This window comes from Muriicola sp. Z0-33 (assembly GCF_026126425.1).
Lineage (GTDB): Bacteria > Bacteroidota > Bacteroidia > Flavobacteriales > Flavobacteriaceae > JAFMPW01.
The window spans coordinates 307,446-328,244 of record NZ_JAFMPW010000001.1 but is presented as its reverse complement, the minus strand read 5'-3'; the positions used below and the strand labels follow the sequence as shown (position 1 = coordinate 328,244).

Genomic DNA, 20,799 nt, shown 5'->3' with positions numbered 1-20,799 from the left:
GAACTTATTATGGCTCGAGCGCTAATTTCTGCTACGAATTGTTGATTTGATAATTTACCAGGTCTTTAATCCCAGTAACCGCTCTCCCAGATCGGATAATTGTGCAGTATCGTATTTTGTTTGTTCCCAATTTCTGGGATCCCCGGGAAAAGCATATCCTTCAGGTGCCACTCTGTTCTTCCATGAATTAATACGCCATTTTCTTAATTCTTCATTCTCTTCTTCTGCCGGCATCATGGAAATATATTGCGCTATCCGCACCTTATCAGCAGACAGATTAGGTCTGATTCCATGAGGTTCCGTACTATTAAATATAAGCAGGTCCCCGGCCTCCATTTTAACCTTTACAATTTTATCTTCCAATCCGGAAATGTCTGGTTGAAATCTGTCACGATCTTCGGGTTGTGAAAGTTTCCAGCTGTCATAATTTCTATAAAGCCAGGGGATACATTGAAATCCGCCCATATTTTCATCATTTTGATCCGCAAGTGCTAATACTCCCTGAACATTCTGTGGTCTGGTTTCCGGATCATAATCCCAATGTATAAATCCCTTTTGCTCAAAACCAGGTATATTGGGAAAATTAAGATTTGCCCTGTCTATGGTGACCCATAATCTTTCTGTTCCCCAAACATCAACAAAAGCATCATACACTCTTGGCATTTGCCTGTTTTCCCAAAGCAATTGGTGATTGTACACTTCAACCATCCCAGTACCTGTCAGTTCTTTCATTTTCATCTCCGCTCTGGGAGGGGCGTACCATGTTTCGGGTTTATTTGGATCTTTTTCTTCAAACTCCCAAAGAAAATCAGCTGTTAATTTGGCCTGCTCTCTGGGAATGGCATTTTTTATGACAATATATCCGTTGTGCATCCAAAACTTCCAGTCCTCTTCACTTAATACCCGCAATGGGCTCCCATCAGACCTGTCGTTTAATTTCTGTTTACTGCTCGTTGCAGTTGACGGGTTCCCGGGAATTTCTTCATGGGCCTTGTTGGCCATTTCTAATTTACTTTCTGTTTTCTCCATAATACTATTATTAATACAAGGTAAAACTAGAAATGTATGTCTGCAATATCCACCTTGATATTGATCATTATTTGTACTATATTGATATTTTAAACTATTTTTATAAACTTTAATGATAATTTAGTTAAATTATTTATGAAGATCCAGCTCGAAACCTTTCGCCCTGACGACAAAAGTTCATTCAGACTTCTTCACAATCCCCGATTAAATGATTTGTTCTACTGGCATTTTCACCCGGAATATGAATTGGTCTATATTGAAGGAGCCAATGGAACGCGGCATGTGGGAGATCATATCTCAGCATTTGAAGGAAGCGACCTTGTGCTTATAGGTTCTAATATCCCCCATTTAAATTTTGACTATGGTATTCAGACAGATTATAATAAAGAGGTACTGCATCTGAGCACGGATTTTAAAGACACTTTTATAAATCAAATTCCAGAACTATCTGAAATACTTCAACTTTTTGAAAAATCACAATACGGCATTGCCTTTAATGGTAATACCAAACGGGAAGTTGGCAAACGTCTAAAGACATTACACCAGCTTCGACCATTTGAACAATTCCTGGAGGTGCTCCATATCTTTGAAATATTATCGGTCAGCAAGGAATATGAATTACTGCACACCCTGCCCCAAATAAATAAATACAGTAAAAAACAACAACGGCGCCTTAAAGAGATTTACGCCTTCGTAGACGAAAATTATCAGCAAAAAATAACCGTAGAAAAGGCTGCCTCATTATGTAATATGGACAAAGCTGCTTTTTGCAGATATTTCAAAAAAGCCACCGGAAAAACATTTATCAGCTTTCTTAATCAATATCGTATAAGCCAGGCCAAAAGGCTATTGATGCACGGAAAAAACATCAGTGAAACCTGTTATGAATGCGGGTTCGAGAGCTTATCTTACTTTAACAGAACTTTTAAGAAGATCGCGGCAGAGAATCCATCCGAGTTTAAAAAGCGGATTTCTCCGGGACATGTAAGAGCGGATTAATATAAAAAATCGCCCTAAGCAATTAACCCAGGGCGATTTCTAACTAAATAACCAACCAAAAAAATCTTATACTATACTTCTAAGTCGACCGAAGTATCTTTTACTTTCTTTTGCGAACTACGTTCATCACAGGAAGTTTTGTCTTTTTCCTCTTCTTGGTAACCGCATTTGTTCCGTTTTTCAAAAATTCGATATATCCCCTTCCTCTAAACTCATACACTGTTTCACTATCAGGGTGATACAATTCTATCGAACTGTCATTAATAACGTATAATTCAAAGTAATCATTGTCCAGAAAGTCATAATCGAGTGTTAAAGTTTTGAGCGTTTCATCGTTAACTACATCATATACCTGATAGTCTCCTTCAAAATCCCATTGAAGGCTATTCAAGGCTGTTCCGGGGGCATCAACCGAGGATCTGAAATAATCTCCGTTAGTTCCGGTCAAGAATTGCAGGTAGTTTTCATCATCAAAGTCATTTATTGCTCCAGCCTCACTTGTATACACTTTTTCCCAGGCTTCATACTCCTGAAGGAAGTAATTAATGTTGTTGTAAAAAAGTATATCGTAGTCGAAATTGCTTCGCTGATACCCTCTGATAACATATGAGGTGTCGGTAGGAGCATTATAAAGCTCTAGTGTAGCATTATTCAGAACAAATATCTCAAATAACCATCTTCCATCTATATCATGGTCTATTTCTACAGCCGCCCTTAACGGATCATACACGCCAACTTCTATCCCCAGTCCTCCTCCTGTTTTTCCTACTCCTACAAGGTTATTATTTGCAAGTAATAGTCCGCGGTCAAAGCTTATAGTAAAGGCAGTTTGTAAAAAAGGAACCTCTCCATTTCCGCGGCTTGCATTAATATCGACATACCAAAGGTCATAAGATTGCAATACCTGATCGGTATTAAAAGAAGATGTTTCAATATAGTCATCTTCAATAAGCACTTCTGTATAACAGGAACTGGAAAGCAGTCCTAATAATAAAAATCCGGAAAATAATTTTAATGTCTTCATAACCTTGGTCTTTTGATTTATTTGCATAAAACAAGCATCGTGCCAAGCTTAATAAATCCTTGTTTTTCAAGGATTTGAATACCTTCTAAAAGTAAACGCCTCGACCAAACAGCAAACACAATGTCGACCCGGTACTTTATCCCCCGCAAAAGACCTTGTTTATAAGACCAACGGAGACTAAAATTTGACCTATATTTAGCACTTCTCATAATGATGTCGGTAGAAATGAACACAGCACCAAAGTTTGCGGTATTGGGAGGCGGTAGTTGGGCAACAGCTATTGTAAAAATGCTTTCCGAAAACCTGGAGACGATTACATGGTACATGCGAAATTCCAGAGCAGTCGAATACCTCCATAAAAACAGTCATAACCCTAAATATCTGAGTTCTGTAGAGTTTAACCTGGACCAGTTAGACCTTACAGATGATATTAATAAAGCTGTTGAAACGGCCGACATTCTAATATTTGCCATCCCTTCTGCATTTTTAAAAAGTGAATTAGATAAGTTACAGGTTGCTATTAAGGACAAAATCATATTTTCTGCTATAAAGGGTATTGTCCCGGAATCTGGCTTAATCGTAGGAGAGTATTTTCATGAAAAATATGATATCCCTTATAAAAATATTGGCGTATTAACAGGGCCTTGCCATGCGGAGGAAGTAGCCCTGGAGCGCTTGTCCTATTTAACAATTGCCTGCAAGGATTTAAACAAGGCAGAGCAAGTCGCAAATGCCCTCTCTAGCCGATACATAAGGACAAATGTATCTCAGGATATCATTGGGACAGAATACGCTGCAATGCTCAAAAATATTTATGCAATTGCTGCAGGAATTGCTCACGGCCTCGGTTATGGAGATAATTTTCAAAGTGTCCTGATGAGCAATGCCATTAGGGAAATGAAACGATATACCAAGAAAATTTACAAAATAGACAGGAATATAAATGACTCTGCTTATTTGGGAGATTTGCTGGTAACCGCCTATTCTGTATTTAGTCGCAATCGGATGTTTGGAAATATGATAGGAAAGGGGTATACGGTTAAAAGTGCAATGATGGAAATGAATATGATTGCTGAAGGTTATTATGCAACTCAAAGTGCCTATAAGTTAAAATCCAAATTCAAAAAGAAGGCAAGAACCCCAATAATTGATGCGGTTTATGATATTCTGTATAATAAAGAGAATGCAAAATCGACTTTCAAAAAATTGACAGAACAACTGGACTAATACTGCACATATTTTTTTATTTCCTTCTAATTGAATACTTTAGAAAGTTGGACAAACAAACAGATCCTATATGCTCCCAAAAAGAAGTATTTCACTATTGCTTTTATACGTTGCAGTATTTCTTTTGTCTGCATTTGAAACCAATACCAACTTCAAGGTTATAAAGGGCTTCGAAGTCTACAAGGAGCAGATATACGGAAGTGATCAAACTATCCTGATGCAGCCAATTACCGGAGGCTCATTTATTATGGGTAACGACAATGGGAAGGCAAGTGAACAACCTGCCCACAAAGTACAGGTAGGCGATTTTTGGATGAGTGCCTATGAAATAACATGGGATCAGTATCAACTCTTTGCCGAAAGACAAATTGATGACGCCATTAATCCGGAGATGTCCAAGGAAGTAGATATCTCCATTGATGCCGTAGCAGCTGCCACTGCGCCATATGTAGATATGAGCCACGGTATGGGGAGAAAGGGATACCCTGTAGTGAATATAACAGAACATGCGGCGCTCACCTTTTGCAAATGGCTAACTGCTAAAACCGGGAAATTCTATCGCCTGCCCACCGAAGCAGAGTGGGAATATGCATGCAGGGCGGGGGGTAAAGCATTCTATTCTTTTGGAAAAGACAGTACTCAATTGGGAGAATATGCCTGGTATAAGGCAAATAGCGACAATAAATATCAAAAGGTGGGCACCAAAAAGCCCAATGCATTTGGATTATTTGACATGCACGGCAATGTTGCAGAATTAACTATGGACCAATATACAGAACTCACATATGCTAACAGGAATAAAGAGCAATCCCTGAACCCATGGGTAAGACCTACTGAATTGTATCCAAGGGTGGTCCGTGGCGGTTCATGGCGAGACGATGCCAGCGAACTAGGTGCAGCATCCAGAATTGGATCCAAAGCCGCCTGGAAAAGGATAGACCCTCAGATCCCAAAAAGTCGCTGGTGGTTTACAAACGCATCACATGTGGGTTTTCGGATTATACGGCCCAGGATTACTCCCTCAAAGGAGGACATAGACAAATATTGGTTAGAAGCCATAGACGATTATTAAAACTTCAAAAGATGAAAAAAAAAGAAAACAAGGTGTCCAGAAGAAAGTTTTGTAAGAACACCGCCATCGTGGCCGGTGGAATGCTAACGGTTCCTCTGGATGTAGCCGCTTCGGCACATGTTTTAGGAGATGATGCCTTAAAGATTGCCGTTGTAGGATGTGGCGGCAGGGGAACCGGTGCTGCCGTTCAGGCACTGAGTACCAGTGAAAATGTAAAACTGGTTGCAATGGCTGATGCCTTTAAAGATAGATTAGATAGCTGTTATAACATCTTGTCTAAAAAATTCGGTGAAACCGACAGGCTGCAGGTCAAAGAAGAAAACAAATTTGTTGGTTTTGATGCATATAAAAATGCCATAGACCTGGCAGACGTCGTAATCCTGACAACGACTCCTGGCTTCCGCCCAATACATTTTGAATATGCGGTGAATAAGAACAAGCATATTTTTATGGAAAAGCCAGTTGCTACTGACGCCCATGGTATCCGAAAGGTGCTGGCGGCAGCTGAGATCGCCAAACAGAAAAAACTCAATGTAGTTGTTGGGCTTCAAAGGCATTATCAGAAGAACTATTTGGCTTGTCTGGATCATATCCGAGACGGGAAAATGGGTCAGATTGTTTCCGGGCAGGTTTATTGGAACAGCGGTGGTGTATGGGTGCGCGACCGTAAAGAAGGGCAAACCGAAATGGAATATCAGATGCGCAATTGGTACTATTTTAACTGGTTATGCGGAGACCATATAGTTGAACAACATATACACAATATTGATGTAGCCAATTGGTTTATAGGCGAATTCCCTTTGCATGCCCAGGGAATGGGCGGAAGAGAGGTTCGAAAAGGAAAAGAGCACGGCCAGATATTTGATCATCACTTTGTGGAATTCACTTATCCGTCCGGGGCAGTAATTTCTAGCCAGTGCAGGCATCAAAAAGGTTGTATTACCAATGTATCTGAAAGTTTTCAGGGAACCAAAGGTAAGATCTATACAGATTCTCAAAATAAAGGTGTAATTACGGGATATGATGGGACGAACATTTATACACATAAAGGTGAAGATGATCCCAATCCGTATCAAACGGAGCACGATGAGCTGTTTGCATCCATCCGTGCCGGAAATGTAATTAGCGACGCGGAACACGCCGCCAAAACGACAATGACAGCAATACTTGGTAGAATGGCCACCTATTCTGGGCAGCTAATTACTTTTGAAGATGCACTGAACAAAGGAAGAAGTATTATGCCCAATCAATATAGCTGGGATGCCAACCCTCCGGTTCTTCCGGATGAAAATGGCAACTATCCGGTCCCGGTTCCCGGAGTCACAAAAGTTTTGGAATTGGAAGCTTAGATTATACCTTTCCCCGCGAGGTTTACTTCGCGGGGCTTAAATACTTTATTTCAAATTCTGTCTAAGGTAAAATTGGAATGTATGTCGATCTCACTTTCCAGGATAGTTCTCCAATTCTGGATTTGATCTTCGTCAGTTTTAAATATTGCTCGGAACTCGTCTAAAACAGGGTCTATCATCGTGCGAACACTTTCGATGTCAAAATAGAGCCGCCCTGTCCTTCTAATAAAGAAGTCCATTGGATTCTGAACCATTTCAAAATTGATTCCAAAATGCAATTCTGCCTTTACCAGACGTACAGCATTATTTTCTTCCTTTAGCGTATCATAAATCTCCAGTATGGTTGCAGTCTGCTTGCCGTAATTAGTGACTAAAAACCAGGCATCGTACTCAGAAAAGCCTTTTTCGCTGATCTGATTATAAATTTCGGCGATATACTTCTTAACCTCCTTATACTTCTTAAAACCGCTGCCACATAATGGAATTTTAGCAGTTTTCGATTCTGGCAATTCCTTCCCGGTTTCATCTTCTATCCGTTTAGCTACCCTGTTTACAACCCTTTCCGCCATCTTTCGGTAGCCGGTAAGTTTACCTCCGGCCATACTTATTAGCCCGGTATCTGATGTAAAAATCTCATCTTTCCGGGATAATTCTGAGGCCGATTTACCCTCTTCATGTATCAATGGCCTTAAACCGGCCCAGGAAGATTGAATATCTTCCATTTCCAGTTCAATATTCGGAAACATATTATTTACGGCAGAAATGAGGTACAGAGCGTCTGCAAGATCTATCCCAACATTGTCCTTGTCATTATTAAAGTTTGTATCTGTAGTCCCAACATAAGTAATTTTCCCCCTTGGTATGGCAAACATCATCCTGCCATCCGGAACATCAAAATACACTGATTGATTGATGGGCAGTTTGCTATGAGGAAAAACCAGGTGAACACCTTTTGTCAGGTGTAGTCTTTTGCCTTTTTTAGAATTATTAATACTTCTGAGTTCGTCTACCCATGGTCCGGCTGCGCTAATTACATACTTGGAATTCACCAGGAATTCTTTGTCTGTTATGGTGTCTTTTACTTTAACCCCCGCCACCTGATTATTTTTATAAATGAAATCTGTTACTTCAGCATAGTTTAAAGCCTTTGTACCATAATTTAGACTGGTTTTAATATTTTCAAGGGTTAGCCTGGCGTCATCCGTTCTATACTCTGCATAATAACCCGCCCCTTTAAGTATTTTCTTTGGAAGCAGCGGTTCTAGTTTTAAAGCTTCCTTTTTTTCGAGCATCTTGCGCTTGTCTTTCCCCTCTACCTGTGCCAATATATCATAAACCTTAAGGCCAATAGAAGTTAACCATTTGCCATAAGACCCACCTTCAATTAAAGGCAAAAGCATCTTTTCGGGAAGAACCAGATGTGGAGCCAACTTATGAACAATAGCGCGCTCCGATCCCACTTCCTTCACCAACCAGAAGTCGAACTGCTTAAGATAGCGCAATCCTCCATGAATAAGTTTGGTAGATTTACTACTGGTGCCAGATGCAAAATCCTGCTTCTCCAGCAAGGCCACTTTTAATCCTCTGGAAGACGCGTCCAGGGCAATCCCAGCGCCGGTAATACCTCCCCCAATCACCACCAGATCAAAATCTTCATTGGACAACTCTTCAACAACTTCAGCTCTTTGCAGGTTTGAGAATGAAATATTTTTATTCATAAAATTTGGTCCAAAGATTAATATTGTTCAGGTGCTAAAATCGTATTCCCGCTCTACAAGGCAAATCCTTACCTTATACCAGCTATACCACTTTTTTATACCGGTTTGTTGTGCAATAATATGTTCAGTATTCGCCTTCCAATCTGCAATGGCCTTAAGGCTTTCCCAATAACTAACAGAAATTCCTATGGTTTCTCTGGCCGATTCGAAACCCATATAACCCGGTTGTAATTTGGCCAATTCCTCCATTTGTCTTGCCATGTTTAAGTACCCCTCATCAACTTCAGTCCTGGTATTGGTAAAGATAACAGCGTAATATGGCTTTGCCGGGTTCATTTAATAATGTGTTTTTCTAAAAAATAGGTTACTATAGCATCTTTCATAAGCACCGTTTGTTCCCCGGCCTTTAGAGGAGGTAAGGCTTCTTTTACTTTGTAATGCGGCCAGCCATCCTCGTCAAAAAATTCGAACTCATAGTAACCATAGGGTTCCAATAACCTGCAAATGGCAATATGCATAAGATTTACCTTTTCGTCTTTTTTGTAAGTTCTGTGATACTGTCCAAGTTCCTGCACTCCAACCAAATAAATTATTGCATCCAGTTCCAGGGTATCTCCATCAGCAAATTGTGCAGATAATTTTTCTACCAATTGGCTCCACCTTTCTTTTAACACTACGTCTCTGGACATTGCTGGTTGCATTTATGTATTCCCTGCAGGAAAACTGCGAAGTCCAAAGGTACAAATCAAAGTTCTATATTTGTACAAATCATCCATATGGGATTTTTAGATATTGTGTTAGGCCTTTTATTGATTTATGGCCTTTACCGGGGACTGAAAAATGGCCTTTTTGTTGAAATAGCCTCAATAATAGCTTTGGTGGCTGGACTTTTTGGCGCAATATATTTTTCATATATCACCGGAAACTATCTTTCTGATAAATTATCATGGGATGAACGTTATATAAACATTACTGCTTTTATACTAACCTTTGTGATTATAGTAGTTATTGTTCATCTGGCAGGTAAATTCTTGACTAAAATTGCAGATTTTGCCATGTTGGGGTTACTGAATAAAATCACAGGTGGTTTATTTGGAATGCTTAAAGTTGCCGTAATTCTGGGGGCGCTACTCGTATTTTTTGATCGTGTCAATTCATCTCATGGCCTGGTAAATACAGAAACTGTTGAGAATAGTGTTCTTTACGAACCAATTAAGGAAATTGGAGCTTTTGTCTTTAGCACGGTTTTAAAGGAGCAATAAATGGTCATTGGTGCTCCTCAAAGGGATTAATAGAACATTGATCGAACTGTTTGCTCAAACTAGGCCAGAAACACGACATTTGTGCTGCGCGTTCCCTGTTTAAACTAAAATACAATGCCCGAAACCAATACAACCCCAGCCACTTTCCTGCAAGTTTTGAAGCTTTTAAGGCCAAAACATTACATAAAGAACCTATTCATATTTATGCCATTGTTCTTTGCAGGGCAATTTTCAGATCTGCAGCAACTCACAAAGCTATTTTTTGCTTTTCTGGCATTTTCTATGTGTGCGAGTGCTATTTACATCCTCAATGATTCTCGCGATATTACAGAAGACAGGTTACATCCCAAAAAAAAATTACGCCCTTTAGCGGCCGGTACAATCTCTTTACAAACAGCAATAGTCCTCATGATTTTGTTATTTGTAACAGGAGTTTTGACCATGGGCTATCTCTCGTTACACGCATTAGGTATCCTTGGACTGTACCTGGTGCTAAATATATTGTATAGTTTCTTTCTTAAACATGTATCCATTCTTGATGTAACCATTATTGCAGTAGGATTTGTATTACGAATTTTTGTTGGTGCCATTGTAACAGATACCCCTTTATCTCAATGGATTGTAATTATGACCTTCCTATTGGCACTTTTTCTTGCCCTGGCGAAACGAAGGGATGGGGTATTAATCTACCTGGAGACCAAGCAAAAAATGCGTAAAGTAATTAAGGACTACAACCTAAAATTTGTAGAAGGGGCAATGATGATCATGTCCTCGGTAACCGTTGTAGCATATATCTTGTACACCACTTCTACCGAAGTAGTACAAAGACTTGATAGTGAGTACGTATACCTGACAGCCCTATATGTTATCTTAGGAGTATTGAGGTATATGCAATTGAGCTTGTTGGAAAACAACAGTGGATCCCCCACTGATCTGGTGCTCAAAGATTCTTTTTTAATTGCAGTTATATTGGGATGGATTCTTCATTTTGCTGCTTTAATTTATTTCTGATTATTCTAATCAATAAGTGAAATTTGTTTCAAAAAAAATTGAGCAACAGAGATTAAATGCGAATGAGTAATACTAAAAGTTGGGGAAACTATCCAAAAGTTGCTGCTTCCAGAGTAACGATTTCTGAAACGGAAAGATTAAAGGCACTTCTCAATGAGGTAGATGATGTAATTTCCTATGGCAATGGCCGAAGTTATGGTGATAGTGCATTGAATGACAATGTAGTTTGCATCAAACCAAAAAATTACTTTCTAAATTTTGATGAAGAAAAGGGACTCCTGCATATTCAGGCGGGTGCACTTCTATCTGATATCCTGGAATTTTCGGTGCCGCGTGGCTGGTTTCTAAAAGTTAGCCCCGGAACAAAACTAATAACCGTTGGAGGGGCCATAGCAAGTGATATTCACGGTAAAAATCACCATGTAGAAGGTTGTTTTAGTGAGTCTGTAGCCATGTTGAGTTTATTACTTCCAAGCGGAGAAATTGTTAGTTGCAGCAACACAGAGAATGTTGATTTATTCAGAGCAACCTGCGGAGGGATGGGCCTTACCGGGGTTATTGTGGATGCCAAAATTTATCTCAAAAAAATCAGATCCAGGTATATTGATCAAAAAACAATTAAAACTAAAAATCTTAAAGAGACTTTTGAGGCCTTCGAAAAATATAAAGATCAGCCTTATTCTGTTGCATGGATAGATTGTCTGGCTAAAAAAGGACGAATGGGGAGATCTTTGCTAATGGTAGGGGATTTTTCCGATGACGGACAACTGGATTTTGTCCCTAAAAAGAAACTCAATATTCCTTTCTATTTTCCATCGTTTGTTTTAAACACACTTAGTGTAAAACTGTTCAATGCATTTTATTACGGGAAAGTTAAAGCCGGCGTTTCCGAGCAGCGGGTAGATTTTGATACTTTCTTTTATCCTTTAGATAGCATTAATAACTGGAACCGCATTTACGGAAAAAACGGTTTTACCCAGTATCAGTTTATCTTACCAAAAAAGAACAGTTTTGAAGGTTTGGAGGAGATTCTAAAGACTATTGCCAATTCTGGAAAAGGATCCTTTTTGTCTGTATTGAAGTTATATGGTAAAGAGAACGAAAATTATTTGTCCTTTCCAATAGAGGGGTATAGTCTGGCCCTCGATTTTAAAATAGAAAAGGGGTTGTTCCCGTTATTAGACCAACTCGATGAAATTGTTATTAACAAAGGTGGTCGCATTTATTTGGCCAAAGATGCCAGAGTTAGTAAGGCTACATTTGAAAAAGGATATCCGAGAATAGAAGTATTCCGGAAGCTTAGAAGAAAATACAATATGCATGAAAAGTTCAACTCAATACAATCAAAACGCCTTGGAATCTAAGAATAGTTATATCCTCATTATAGGAGCAAAAAGTGATATTGCAAAAGCCGTTGCCAGAAAATACGCCGAAGAGGGCTTTAATTTGTATCTGGCGGCGAGGAACGCCAGTGCCCTGGATGAATTTGCAAGCGATATAAAAATAAGATTAGGTTGCAAGGTAGCATGTCTGGAGCTAGACATTCTTGACTATACTTCGCACCAAATATTTTACGACAATTTAAAGGAAAAACCTTTAGGTGTTATCTCTGCAGTGGGGTATTTGGGAGATCAGGAGAAAGCAGAAAACGACTTTGCTGAAACAAGCAAGCAAATAGCTACCAACTTTACCGGAATTGTCAGTTTCTTTAATATTATCGCTGCAGATTTTGAGGAAAGAAAATCAGGGTTTATATGCGGTATTAGCTCGGTTGCAGGAGACCGGGGTCGTAAATCGAACTTTATTTACGGTGCGGCAAAGGCAGCTTTAAGCACCTACCTTTCCGGCCTCAGAAATCGCCTCTACGAATCGGGAGTACACGTGATTACAGTGAAACCAGGCTTTGTGGCTACCAAAATGACAGAGGGGCTGGACCTCCCAAAGAAATTAACCGGAACCCCTCAACAAGTAGCTAATGATATTTATAAGGCCCAAAAAAACAAAAAAAATGTAGTATACACCATTTGGATATGGCGTTGGATAATGCTTGCAATACGATACATTCCGGAATGGCAATTTAAAAAGATGAGTATCTAATCATTATTCTTTATCAATGGCAATATTTAATAAAACTAACTTAGAAAAATACAAATGGTTGTGGTATGCCATTTTTGCCGCCTTACTGCTCCTGAATTTGGTATATGCTTATTACCGGCTAATGTATCTGAATGCAGGGGGAGATGCTCAATGGTATGGGGCAAAATTGTTATGGGAAGGAACTAATCCGTATATGGCGGCATTGACTACTTCTGATTGGTTTCTGACGGCTTACCCTAATTATGCACATATCCTTTATTATATACTATTCCCATTGACATATTTTGATTGGGAACAATCAAAAATTGTATGGTTTATGTTTAATGTTGGATGCTTTATTTATACCCTTTATGCATTTGTCCGCTGGGAGAAAATAAAAGTTTACAAAGTACTACTAATTGCCAGCCTAATGCTGATTGGCAGTAATTTTGCCAATACTTTATACCAGGGTCAGATATCCATTTTTATTTTGTGCTGTGTTTCATTGGCCTGGGTCTTCAGAAAAAAAAGTTGGTTTTTATTATTAATGCTCTCGCTGGTATTCTCCAAATATTCTCTGGGGCTGCCTATATTGCTGGGCTTTTTTCTGGCAGGATACTATAAGGAAGCCATTGGAGCTTTTGCAATCAACCTGCTTTTTGCCTTACTATTTGCATTTCAATTTGATATAGGTTTCCTGGAATCTCTTGCCTTGCCGTTTGAAGTGGCTACTATGTATACCAGTGGGCATGGACATTCGGACCTCCTTACATTATTCAGGTTAACCCATAGCAATACGTCATTCTTGGGTATAAACTTTTTCTCTATTGGCGCTGTTCTGGTATATGGTGCTTTTTCAATTTATTGCTTTATATACAAGCCCGATAAACGTCTTATTATTATTTCAGCTTTATTGCTGTGTTTCCCAATATTATTTCATTTGCAATACGATTATGTAGTGCTTTTGGCTCCACTGCTCATAGCATTTTCTCATCCTGGTATTTCAAAAAGAAACCGGACCATTGTCTTATCACTTGCGGCATATTTTTGGATCTATCCAATAGTTCCTAAATTACTCAGATCCCTTCTGAATATAGATATAGGAATACATCCTATAGATCATTTCGGCCCTGTATTTGGCTTAGTTTTTATTGCTTTAAACATGATGCTATTCATAATATCGGCCTTTGTAATAGTAAAGAGTCGCTCCACTGGATTAACTAATTCAGATTTAAATCAATGACCAGAGAAAAGGAACTGTATTTATTCGATTTTGACGGCACAATAACGAACAAGGATAGCTTGCTTCATTTTCTATCCTTTTCAAAAAGCAGCTGGCAAGTACTTCGTGGTTATATGTACATCTTTCCCTATGTAATTCTGATGAAATTAAAATTGTATTCTAACGAAAAAGCAAAAACAAAATTATTTTCTTTCCACTTCAAAGGAATGCCCTTTGAAGAATTTGACAGGCTTTGCCTTGATTATAGTAAGAAAGAACTTCCCGGGATTATAAAAACAAGTTTCTTAGATTACATTACTGCTATAAGACAGGAAAAGAAGGACCATACCATTGTAGTGGTATCAGCATCTTTTAAGAGCTACTTGAAGTTCTGGTCTGAAAAGATGGGGTTTAATTTGTTATCGACAGAATTAGAGGTAAAAAACGGCTATTTGACAGGTAAGTTTGCTACAAAAAACTGCTATGGAATTGAAAAAGTGAATAGAATTAAAACGGTATATAATTTATCAGATTATGCAACAATAAGTGTTTTTGGAGACAGCAGGGGTGATAGAGAAATGCTTCTTTTGGGCAATAAAAGTTTTTACAACTACTTTAAGTAAGTTAGATTGCGGCTTTTACCATTAAAGCAAAGATAAAATGCTTGATCACCAATCCTGAATGAACTGACCAAACGAAATGTACTTAAACTCAATTAATATTTACCGGGCACTGGCCATAACTTTTATTATTGCCCCTCATATTTTCTATGTTTCGGATATAGATCTTAATACTTTTACCGGGCAGGCCATCTACAATTTTTTTACCGGCAGTACTGCTAATTTTGTTTTTATCTCAGGGTTCCTTTTCTATCATGTGTTTTACCAAAAAAACAGAATCAGCACTTTTTTTGGTAAAAAAGTGCAAAGGCTGTTACTTCCTTATACTATTTTCTCTATCCTGCCCATAGTGCTAAAGATAAAATCGGAACCAGAGTACTGGAGGAACTATTTAAATTTGGGAAATGACGGTGTTTTTAATGATTATATTATTCCGTTTTTCGCCTATTACTTCAGCGGAGATCACATGATCGCCTATTGGTATATCCCTTTTGCAATGCTGACGTTTGCCCTATTTCCTCTACATAAAAAGTTTATAGAACAGCGAATAAAAGTGCAGTTAGTGATCGTAATTGTCTGGTATATTTGTGCCTTGTTTATACACCGTCCGCTGGCAGGAAAGTTATCTGTTTTTCACTATTTCTTTTACTACTCTCCTATCTACCTTTTGGGCATCATTTGTTCACAGTATAAAGAAGTGCTTTACGCCAGGTTGAAGGGGAAGGAATTCTATTTTTTATTTATTAGTCTGATTCTTTTAGTAATTCCTGCCTTAAATGGAAGTACTGGCAGTTCCTACAAAGATTTTTTTGAATTTAATGGCATTGATTTATTATATCTTCAAAAAACCTCTTTCTGTTTTTTCTTTCTAATATGGTTACACAGATTTGAAAGGTTCGACAACAAATACGTAAATATTATCTCCTCTACCAGTTTTGTCATCTATTTTGTACATGGTTATATAATACAAATCTTGTTGAGGCTAAAAGTTTATTTAGGAGTTCATTTCTCCTACCCCTGGGTGGCATTTATAATTATTCTAATACTATTATTGATATCTGGAGCCTTAGTCGCCATTTTAGTAAAAAAGATGCTTCCTAAGTATTCTCAGAATATAACCGGATACTAGTAAATAGCATGTTTCCTTTTACGCCATTCAGTAGTTAGCAACTCATATCTGCTATGATCTTCCAAAGCCCGTTTATCTTTTTAAAAATGATCATAAACACTCCATTTGCATCACCTATTTCTCTGCTCAAATGGTATCTTCCCATAACAAAATAAGACCCTTCTCCTATTTTTGAAATGTCCTCGATTTTAAATTTAAGAGTGCCGGTATCCGCCTTTGTCGGATACCCCTTCTTATAATTATCCAGGGTATTTTGCCAACCAAGGCTAATCCCTTTGCTGCCAAAATATTTAAGAGAATCGCTCTTCCAGTAGCCTTCCATGAATCCTTCCAGATCACCATTAGACCAATCTTTCTGTTGCTGCATCATTATGGATATAATTGCATTCTTTTCGATCGTTTCCACTTCTTCCTGAGAGCATACAGTAAAGGTTATCATTGAGCAGGTCATAAGTGTCAGTAGAATATTTTTCATGTCTAAGTGTTTATTTAAAGTCCAATTATTTAGATATAGTTATAAAGCCATAAGTATATAAACCAAAATGTCTTTAAAAAGTCAGCGTTCTTAAATATTAATTAAATCTTATTTGTCCATGTGAAGATAATCGATTTGAGTTCATGCAATTTAAATGATAAGTGAAGCTTTTCATTTGTGCCCGCATTTACTGATCTTTTTTTGTAGGAGAATATGCCCCAAAAATGAATTAAGGCCTGTTAATATTACAAGATTTCTAATTAATGTGGCAGTTCATCGAAAATAACTGGATTTTAATGGACATTGCTCATTTTTTCTTTAATATTACCTGCTTGATTCCCCGGGATCAATTATTTACGAGAAACACCCCTTTCTTCTCTTCCTACTTAGCAGATAGAACATTATATGAAAATGAGATTGCTTTATGCTGTCTCGGTTTTATTTGTATTAGTGGCGAGCTCTTGCAGTAAAGAGGCGATTCCAGATACAGATATTCCGAATGCTGAAAACGCGGTTCAAATAGAACAGGAACTGATGGGTATTGTAAATACGCACAGGGCTTCTTTGGGTTTTCCTGCCTTGCAATTCAGTGCTGTAGCTTACGAACATGCAAATAATCATAACGACTATATGATTTCTAAAGGAAGTCTTAATCACGATAATTTCACTGCCAGGGCAACAAGTATATCATCTGCAACCTCTGCAGAATATGTCGCCGAAAATGTAGCCAAAGATTATGATTCGGCTAATGGGGCTTTTGAGAACTGGCTAGCGAGTTCTGATCACCGTAAAACAATGGAAGGTGATTTTACGCATACCGCAGTTAGCGTAAAAAAAGATCCTGCCGGGAATTTCTATTACACCCAACTGTTTTATCGCTAGTTCCCCTTTTTATTCTTTTCTTATCTTTAGGAGCGCTCTTTCTTTGTTTAATTTTGGAGGTACCATTTAAACAATTTAAAACGCTATTAAAATCTGAGAAACATGTTTATTAAACCCCCTTTCAATCTGAATGCGTGGTTAGAAGAAAACCGAGATAAGCTCAAGCCTCCTGTGGGCAATAAGAACTTATATAAAGAATCGGGTGATTATATCGTAATGGTCGTGGCAGGTCCAAATGCCAGGAAAGACTACCATTATAATGAGACCGAAGAATTGTTTTATCAATTGGAGGGAAACATAGAGATTCATATTCAGGAAGACCGGCAAAAGAAAACCATGAAGCTGGGGCCGGGAGACATGTATCTTCATCCGGCCAAAGTGCCCCATTCTCCTGTACGTCATCCCGGGTCTATTGGCTTGGTGATTGAACGTAAGAGGGCAGATATGGAAGTAGATGACGGACTATTATGGTTCTGTGACAACTGCAACCATAAACTTTATGAGGCTTATTTTACCCTGGAAGATATTGAAAAAGATTTTCTAAAGCACTTTGAACATTTCTATGGATCTGAGGCATTAAGAACCTGTGATAATTGTGGCTCTGTAATGGAAGTAGATGATAGATTTACAGCTAAAGAATAGTATTTAAATGGAAATTCTGATAAAAGTATTAATTGGCTTTGTTGCCGCCCTGCATCTTTATTTTATGTGGTTCGAAATGTTTGCATGGACTACACGGGGGAGAAAAGTTTTTCGAAGTTTCCCTTCCGAATTGTTTGAACCCACTAAACCTCTGGCGGCCAATCAGGGTCTCTATAATGGATTTTTGGCCGCTGGCCTCCTTTGGACGTATTTCATAAGTGACCCTAACTGGAGTAATAATGTTGCCTTGTTTTTTCTCTCCTGTGTAGCTATTGCCGGAATTTATGGTGCAATTTCTGCAGATAAAAAGATCTTCTTTGTACAGGCACTTCCAGCCCTCATCACAATTGTGCTAATCCTGTTATAATTTTAAATTCATAAGAACATATCTTGTTCCACAAGGCAGATGATTATGAATATTTGTAGCTTTACAAAAAATCTAACAATACATCTTTAAAACGTTATAAAATGTCAGTAGTTGCAACCGATTTTGGAATTGATGAGGCCCTAGAATTACTAGGTATTAAAGAAACTAACAAAGGAACCTCAACAGGTTCGGACTACTTCTCTTCAGGAGAATTGATAACTTCCTATTCCCCGGTAGACGGGGCATTAATTGCAAAAGTTGAGGGAACTTCAAGAGAGGATTATGAAAAAGTAATAGGTGCTGCCCAAAAAGCTTTTCAATTCTGGCGTAAGAAACCAGCACCCCAGCGCGGGGAAATTGTTCGTCAGTTCGGGGAGAAATTACGCGAGTTGAAAGCTCCTCTGGGAAAATTGGTTTCCTACGAAATGGGCAAATCCTATCAGGAAGGTTTGGGTGAAGTCCAGGAAATGATAGATATCTGTGATTTCGCAGTAGGCCTCTCCCGTCAGTTACACGGGCTGACAATGCATTCTGAAAGACCTGGCCATAGAATGTATGAACAATACCATCCCTTGGGAATAGTAGGTATTATTTCTGCATTTAATTTCCCGGTTGCTGTCTGGGCATGGAATACGGCACTGGCATGGATATGTGGAGATGTATGTGTTTGGAAACCTTCTGAAAAAACACCATTGTGTGGAATAGCCTGCCAGAACATCGCAGCATCGGTATTTAAAGAAAATGATTTGCCAGAGGGTATATCATGTCTCATCAACGGAGATTATCAGGTTGGTGAATATATGACTACAGACAAGCGTGTACCACTTATTTCTGCTACAGGATCTATCCGTATGGGGAAAATCGTAGCTCAGGCAGTGGCAGCCAGATTAGGAAAGTCACTACTAGAACTTGGAGGTAATAACGCAATTATAGTAACTCCGGAAGCGGATATAAAAATGACCGTTATAGGAGCAGTATTTGGAGCAGTTGGAACGGCCGGACAAAGGTGTACCTCTACAAGGCGGCTCATAATTCATGAATCTATTTATGATAAAGTCAAGGCAGCATTAATAGCTGCTTACCAGCAGCTACGTATTGGAAATCCCTTGGATGAAAATAACCATGTTGGTCCATTAATTGATGTTGACGCGGTTGAAATGTATGAAGCGGCATTAGAAAAAGTAGTGGAAGAAGGCGGCAGTCTGATTGTTGAAGGAGGAGTGCTCAAAGGAGAGGGGTATGAAAGTGGTTGTTATGTAAAACCCGCAATCGCCGAGGCCGAAAACTCCTTTGAAATTGTTCAACACGAGACCTTTGCGCCGGTACTCTACTTACTTAAATACAAAGGGGAGGTAGAAAATGCGATTGCTCTCCAAAATGGAGTTGTTCAGGGACTCTCTTCTGCTATAATGACAAATAATTTGCGGGAAGCAGAGCGGTTTTTATCCGCTGCAGGAAGCGATTGTGGTATAGCCAATGTAAATATTGGTACTTCAGGGGCAGAGATTGGTGGTGCATTTGGCGGTGAGAAAGAAACCGGAGGTGGAAGAGAATCGGGATCCGATGCCTGGAAAGTGTATATGAGGAGGCAAACAAATACAATAAACTATACCACTGAGCTGCCTTTGGCTCAGGGGATAAAATTTGATTTATAATCTTGTAACAATAAAAAAACCGCTGTTTTTTAAATCTTGTTCGTTCCCCCGAAAAACAAGCCCTAATCTACAGCGGGTTACTAAATTTATCCAGGCAATTTTAATATCACCCTCTTTCGTTATATTTTACCTTTATGTCAACGCTTATCTGAACCAATGACCTTTATTTCACTTGCGGTCCAACTTCCCTGAAGCAGCGTTTGAACTCCCAGAACAACAATCATACAAACGAACCTCAGTAAGTTCAAAAATCTCTTTTTAATAGACCTCATTTTCATTTTCCTCTCGTTGTTCTTAACAGCGCTATTACTAAAATAATCTTTAATAAGATATTAAGTTGTTCTGAATGTACAATTGGACACAAATTTTATATGATTGGATAATGTTGATGTATAACTGGAAATTATCCTATTATGGCTCTTACCCTTAAATTAAAAAACCCCCTGTCACAAACGTGCCAGCGGGTTTCTTCCAAACTAACCAAACTAAACTAATTCAAATATTGCAAAAAAGAGGTAAAACCCCATTTCAATGCCGGATCATTGTCGGGAGAAATAGGGCTTTATTTTTCTTACTACTAAATTCTAACATAATTCCATAAGTCGTATAACAAAAAGTGTAATTGGTTCCAAAAACTGTATAACTGGCAATAAAAAGGTTATTAACTGTTATAGCTTTTTACCCTCAATTAATAAAGACATTTTTCGCTTAACTACCTGATAAGTAAGATATAAAGCTGTCCTTTTAGCGGGGGATTTAGGATTTTTTTAATACATTGTATACGCAACAACAACCTTTTCTAACGATGACTAAAACCAATACTAACGTGCTTGGTATCATAATCGTTATCCTCGCCGGGATATACTTCTACATTTCATATTGCGGCAGCTGTTTAAATAGCAATGAGACTGCTACGGCAAAGGTTATAAATAGCACAGAACCGATAACTTCTGATTTAGCCCTTACTGAATGGTTTACAGATGGTAATAAATTTGGCGAATTACACCTTAAAATAAGCCTCAGTTAATTTCTTAACCAAA

At 38.5% G+C, this 20,799-nt stretch carries 22 protein-coding genes; 16 read left to right on the top strand and 6 right to left on the bottom strand.

The genetic code is table 11. From position 1 onward, the window contains the following. Positions 1-54 precede the first annotated feature (54 nt). Positions 55-1,029: a phytanoyl-CoA dioxygenase family protein gene (locus tag J1G40_RS01445; protein WP_265240490.1), complete on the bottom strand. Its 975-nt coding sequence runs from the start codon at positions 1,027-1,029 to the stop codon at positions 55-57. Between the two features lie 135 nt (positions 1,030-1,164). Here J1G40_RS01445 and J1G40_RS01440 point away from each other — a divergent pair, with 135 nt between their 5' ends. Then, the gene (locus J1G40_RS01440) at positions 1,165-2,028 is read left to right on the top strand and encodes an AraC family transcriptional regulator (RefSeq protein ID WP_265240489.1); all 864 of its coding nucleotides are present in this window, start codon (positions 1,165-1,167) and stop codon (positions 2,026-2,028) included. A 100-nt stretch (positions 2,029-2,128) separates the two neighbouring features. Here J1G40_RS01440 and J1G40_RS01435 read toward each other — a convergent pair whose 3' ends face one another. Then, positions 2,129-3,052 (bottom strand): nicotinic acid mononucleotide adenyltransferase, encoded by a 924-nt coding sequence (locus J1G40_RS01435; protein WP_265240488.1) that lies wholly within the window; start codon positions 3,050-3,052, stop codon positions 2,129-2,131. A 225-nt stretch (positions 3,053-3,277) separates the two neighbouring features. Here J1G40_RS01435 and J1G40_RS01430 point away from each other — a divergent pair, with 225 nt between their 5' ends. From J1G40_RS01430 to J1G40_RS01420, 3 genes are all read left to right on the top strand, one after another. Then, the gene (locus J1G40_RS01430; protein WP_265240487.1) at positions 3,278-4,279 is read left to right on the top strand and encodes an NAD(P)H-dependent glycerol-3-phosphate dehydrogenase; all 1,002 of its coding nucleotides are present in this window, start codon (positions 3,278-3,280) and stop codon (positions 4,277-4,279) included. Between the two features lie 70 nt (positions 4,280-4,349). Beyond that, positions 4,350-5,351, top strand: a complete 1,002-nt coding sequence (locus J1G40_RS01425) for a formylglycine-generating enzyme family protein (RefSeq protein ID WP_265240486.1) — start codon at positions 4,350-4,352, stop codon at positions 5,349-5,351. An 11-nt stretch (positions 5,352-5,362) separates the two neighbouring features. Continuing rightward, entirely contained in the window at positions 5,363-6,700 is a 1,338-nt protein-coding gene (locus J1G40_RS01420) for a Gfo/Idh/MocA family protein (protein WP_265240485.1), read from the top strand. Positions 6,701-6,750: 50 nt separating this feature from the next. Here the strand turns inward: J1G40_RS01420 and J1G40_RS01415 are convergent, their stop codons facing one another. From J1G40_RS01415 to J1G40_RS01405, 3 genes are read right to left on the bottom strand one after another with little or no spacing between them, the layout of a single operon-like run. Next, positions 6,751-8,418, bottom strand: a complete 1,668-nt coding sequence (locus J1G40_RS01415; protein WP_265240484.1) for a glycerol-3-phosphate dehydrogenase/oxidase — start codon at positions 8,416-8,418, stop codon at positions 6,751-6,753. 27 nt (positions 8,419-8,445) lie between these two features. Then, positions 8,446-8,754 carry an antibiotic biosynthesis monooxygenase family protein gene (locus tag J1G40_RS01410; protein WP_265240483.1) on the bottom strand — a complete coding sequence of 103 codons (309 nt, stop codon included), beginning with the start codon at positions 8,752-8,754 and terminating at the stop codon, positions 8,446-8,448. Further along, positions 8,751-9,107, bottom strand: coding sequence for a hypothetical protein (locus J1G40_RS01405; RefSeq protein WP_265240482.1), 357 nt, complete (start codon positions 9,105-9,107; stop codon positions 8,751-8,753). The genes J1G40_RS01410 and J1G40_RS01405 overlap by 4 nt, the downstream gene beginning before the upstream one ends. Positions 9,108-9,194: 87 nt before the next feature. Between J1G40_RS01405 and J1G40_RS01400 the strand changes: the two genes are divergently transcribed. The 7 genes from J1G40_RS01400 (at position 9,195) to J1G40_RS01370 (ending at position 15,738) form a co-directional block, all read left to right on the top strand. Further along, positions 9,195-9,680: a CvpA family protein gene (locus tag J1G40_RS01400; RefSeq protein WP_265240481.1), complete on the top strand. Its 486-nt coding sequence runs from the start codon at positions 9,195-9,197 to the stop codon at positions 9,678-9,680. Positions 9,681-9,794: 114 nt separating this feature from the next. Further along, positions 9,795-10,691 carry a decaprenyl-phosphate phosphoribosyltransferase gene (locus tag J1G40_RS01395; protein WP_265240480.1) on the top strand — a complete coding sequence of 299 codons (897 nt, stop codon included), beginning with the start codon at positions 9,795-9,797 and terminating at the stop codon, positions 10,689-10,691. 62 nt (positions 10,692-10,753) lie between these two features. Further along, on the top strand, positions 10,754-12,055 hold the full coding sequence (locus J1G40_RS01390) for an FAD-binding oxidoreductase (protein ID WP_265240479.1): 1,302 nt from the start codon (positions 10,754-10,756) through the stop codon (positions 12,053-12,055). Continuing rightward, a complete protein-coding gene (locus J1G40_RS01385; protein ID WP_265240478.1) occupies positions 12,012-12,788 on the top strand; it encodes an SDR family oxidoreductase in 777 nt (258 codons plus the stop codon). The genes J1G40_RS01390 and J1G40_RS01385 overlap by 44 nt, the downstream gene beginning before the upstream one ends. Before the next feature lie 16 nt (positions 12,789-12,804). After that, complete coding sequence (locus J1G40_RS01380; RefSeq protein ID WP_265240477.1) at positions 12,805-14,010, top strand: DUF2029 domain-containing protein; 1,206 nt, start codon at positions 12,805-12,807, stop codon at positions 14,008-14,010. After that, positions 14,007-14,612: an HAD family hydrolase gene (locus tag J1G40_RS01375; RefSeq protein ID WP_265240476.1), complete on the top strand. Its 606-nt coding sequence runs from the start codon at positions 14,007-14,009 to the stop codon at positions 14,610-14,612. Before J1G40_RS01380 ends, J1G40_RS01375 begins: the two co-directional genes overlap by 4 nt. A gap of 76 nt (positions 14,613-14,688) precedes the next feature. Further along, on the top strand, positions 14,689-15,738 hold the full coding sequence (locus J1G40_RS01370) for an acyltransferase family protein (RefSeq protein WP_265240475.1): 1,050 nt from the start codon (positions 14,689-14,691) through the stop codon (positions 15,736-15,738). 34 nt (positions 15,739-15,772) lie between these two features. Here the strand turns inward: J1G40_RS01370 and J1G40_RS01365 are convergent, their stop codons facing one another. Next, positions 15,773-16,213, bottom strand: coding sequence for a YybH family protein (locus tag J1G40_RS01365; protein ID WP_265240474.1), 441 nt, complete (start codon positions 16,211-16,213; stop codon positions 15,773-15,775). 411 nt (positions 16,214-16,624) lie between these two features. Here J1G40_RS01365 and J1G40_RS01360 point away from each other — a divergent pair, with 411 nt between their 5' ends. The 5 genes from J1G40_RS01360 to J1G40_RS01340 all read left to right on the top strand — a co-directional run bounded on the left by J1G40_RS01360 (position 16,625) and on the right by J1G40_RS01340 (position 20,786). Continuing rightward, a complete protein-coding gene (locus J1G40_RS01360; protein WP_265240473.1) occupies positions 16,625-17,095 on the top strand; it encodes a CAP domain-containing protein in 471 nt (156 codons plus the stop codon). Positions 17,096-17,197: 102 nt separating this feature from the next. Next, positions 17,198-17,737, top strand: a complete 540-nt coding sequence (locus J1G40_RS01355) for a 3-hydroxyanthranilate 3,4-dioxygenase (protein WP_265240472.1) — start codon at positions 17,198-17,200, stop codon at positions 17,735-17,737. Positions 17,738-17,744: 7 nt separating this feature from the next. Beyond that, entirely contained in the window at positions 17,745-18,104 is a 360-nt protein-coding gene (locus tag J1G40_RS01350) for a DUF1304 domain-containing protein (RefSeq protein WP_265240471.1), read from the top strand. 101 nt (positions 18,105-18,205) lie between these two features. Further along, positions 18,206-19,759, top strand: coding sequence for an aldehyde dehydrogenase family protein (locus J1G40_RS01345; protein WP_265240470.1), 1,554 nt, complete (start codon positions 18,206-18,208; stop codon positions 19,757-19,759). An 805-nt stretch (positions 19,760-20,564) separates the two neighbouring features. Further along, entirely contained in the window at positions 20,565-20,786 is a 222-nt protein-coding gene (locus J1G40_RS01340) for a hypothetical protein (RefSeq protein ID WP_265240469.1), read from the top strand. Positions 20,787-20,799 lie beyond the last annotated feature (13 nt).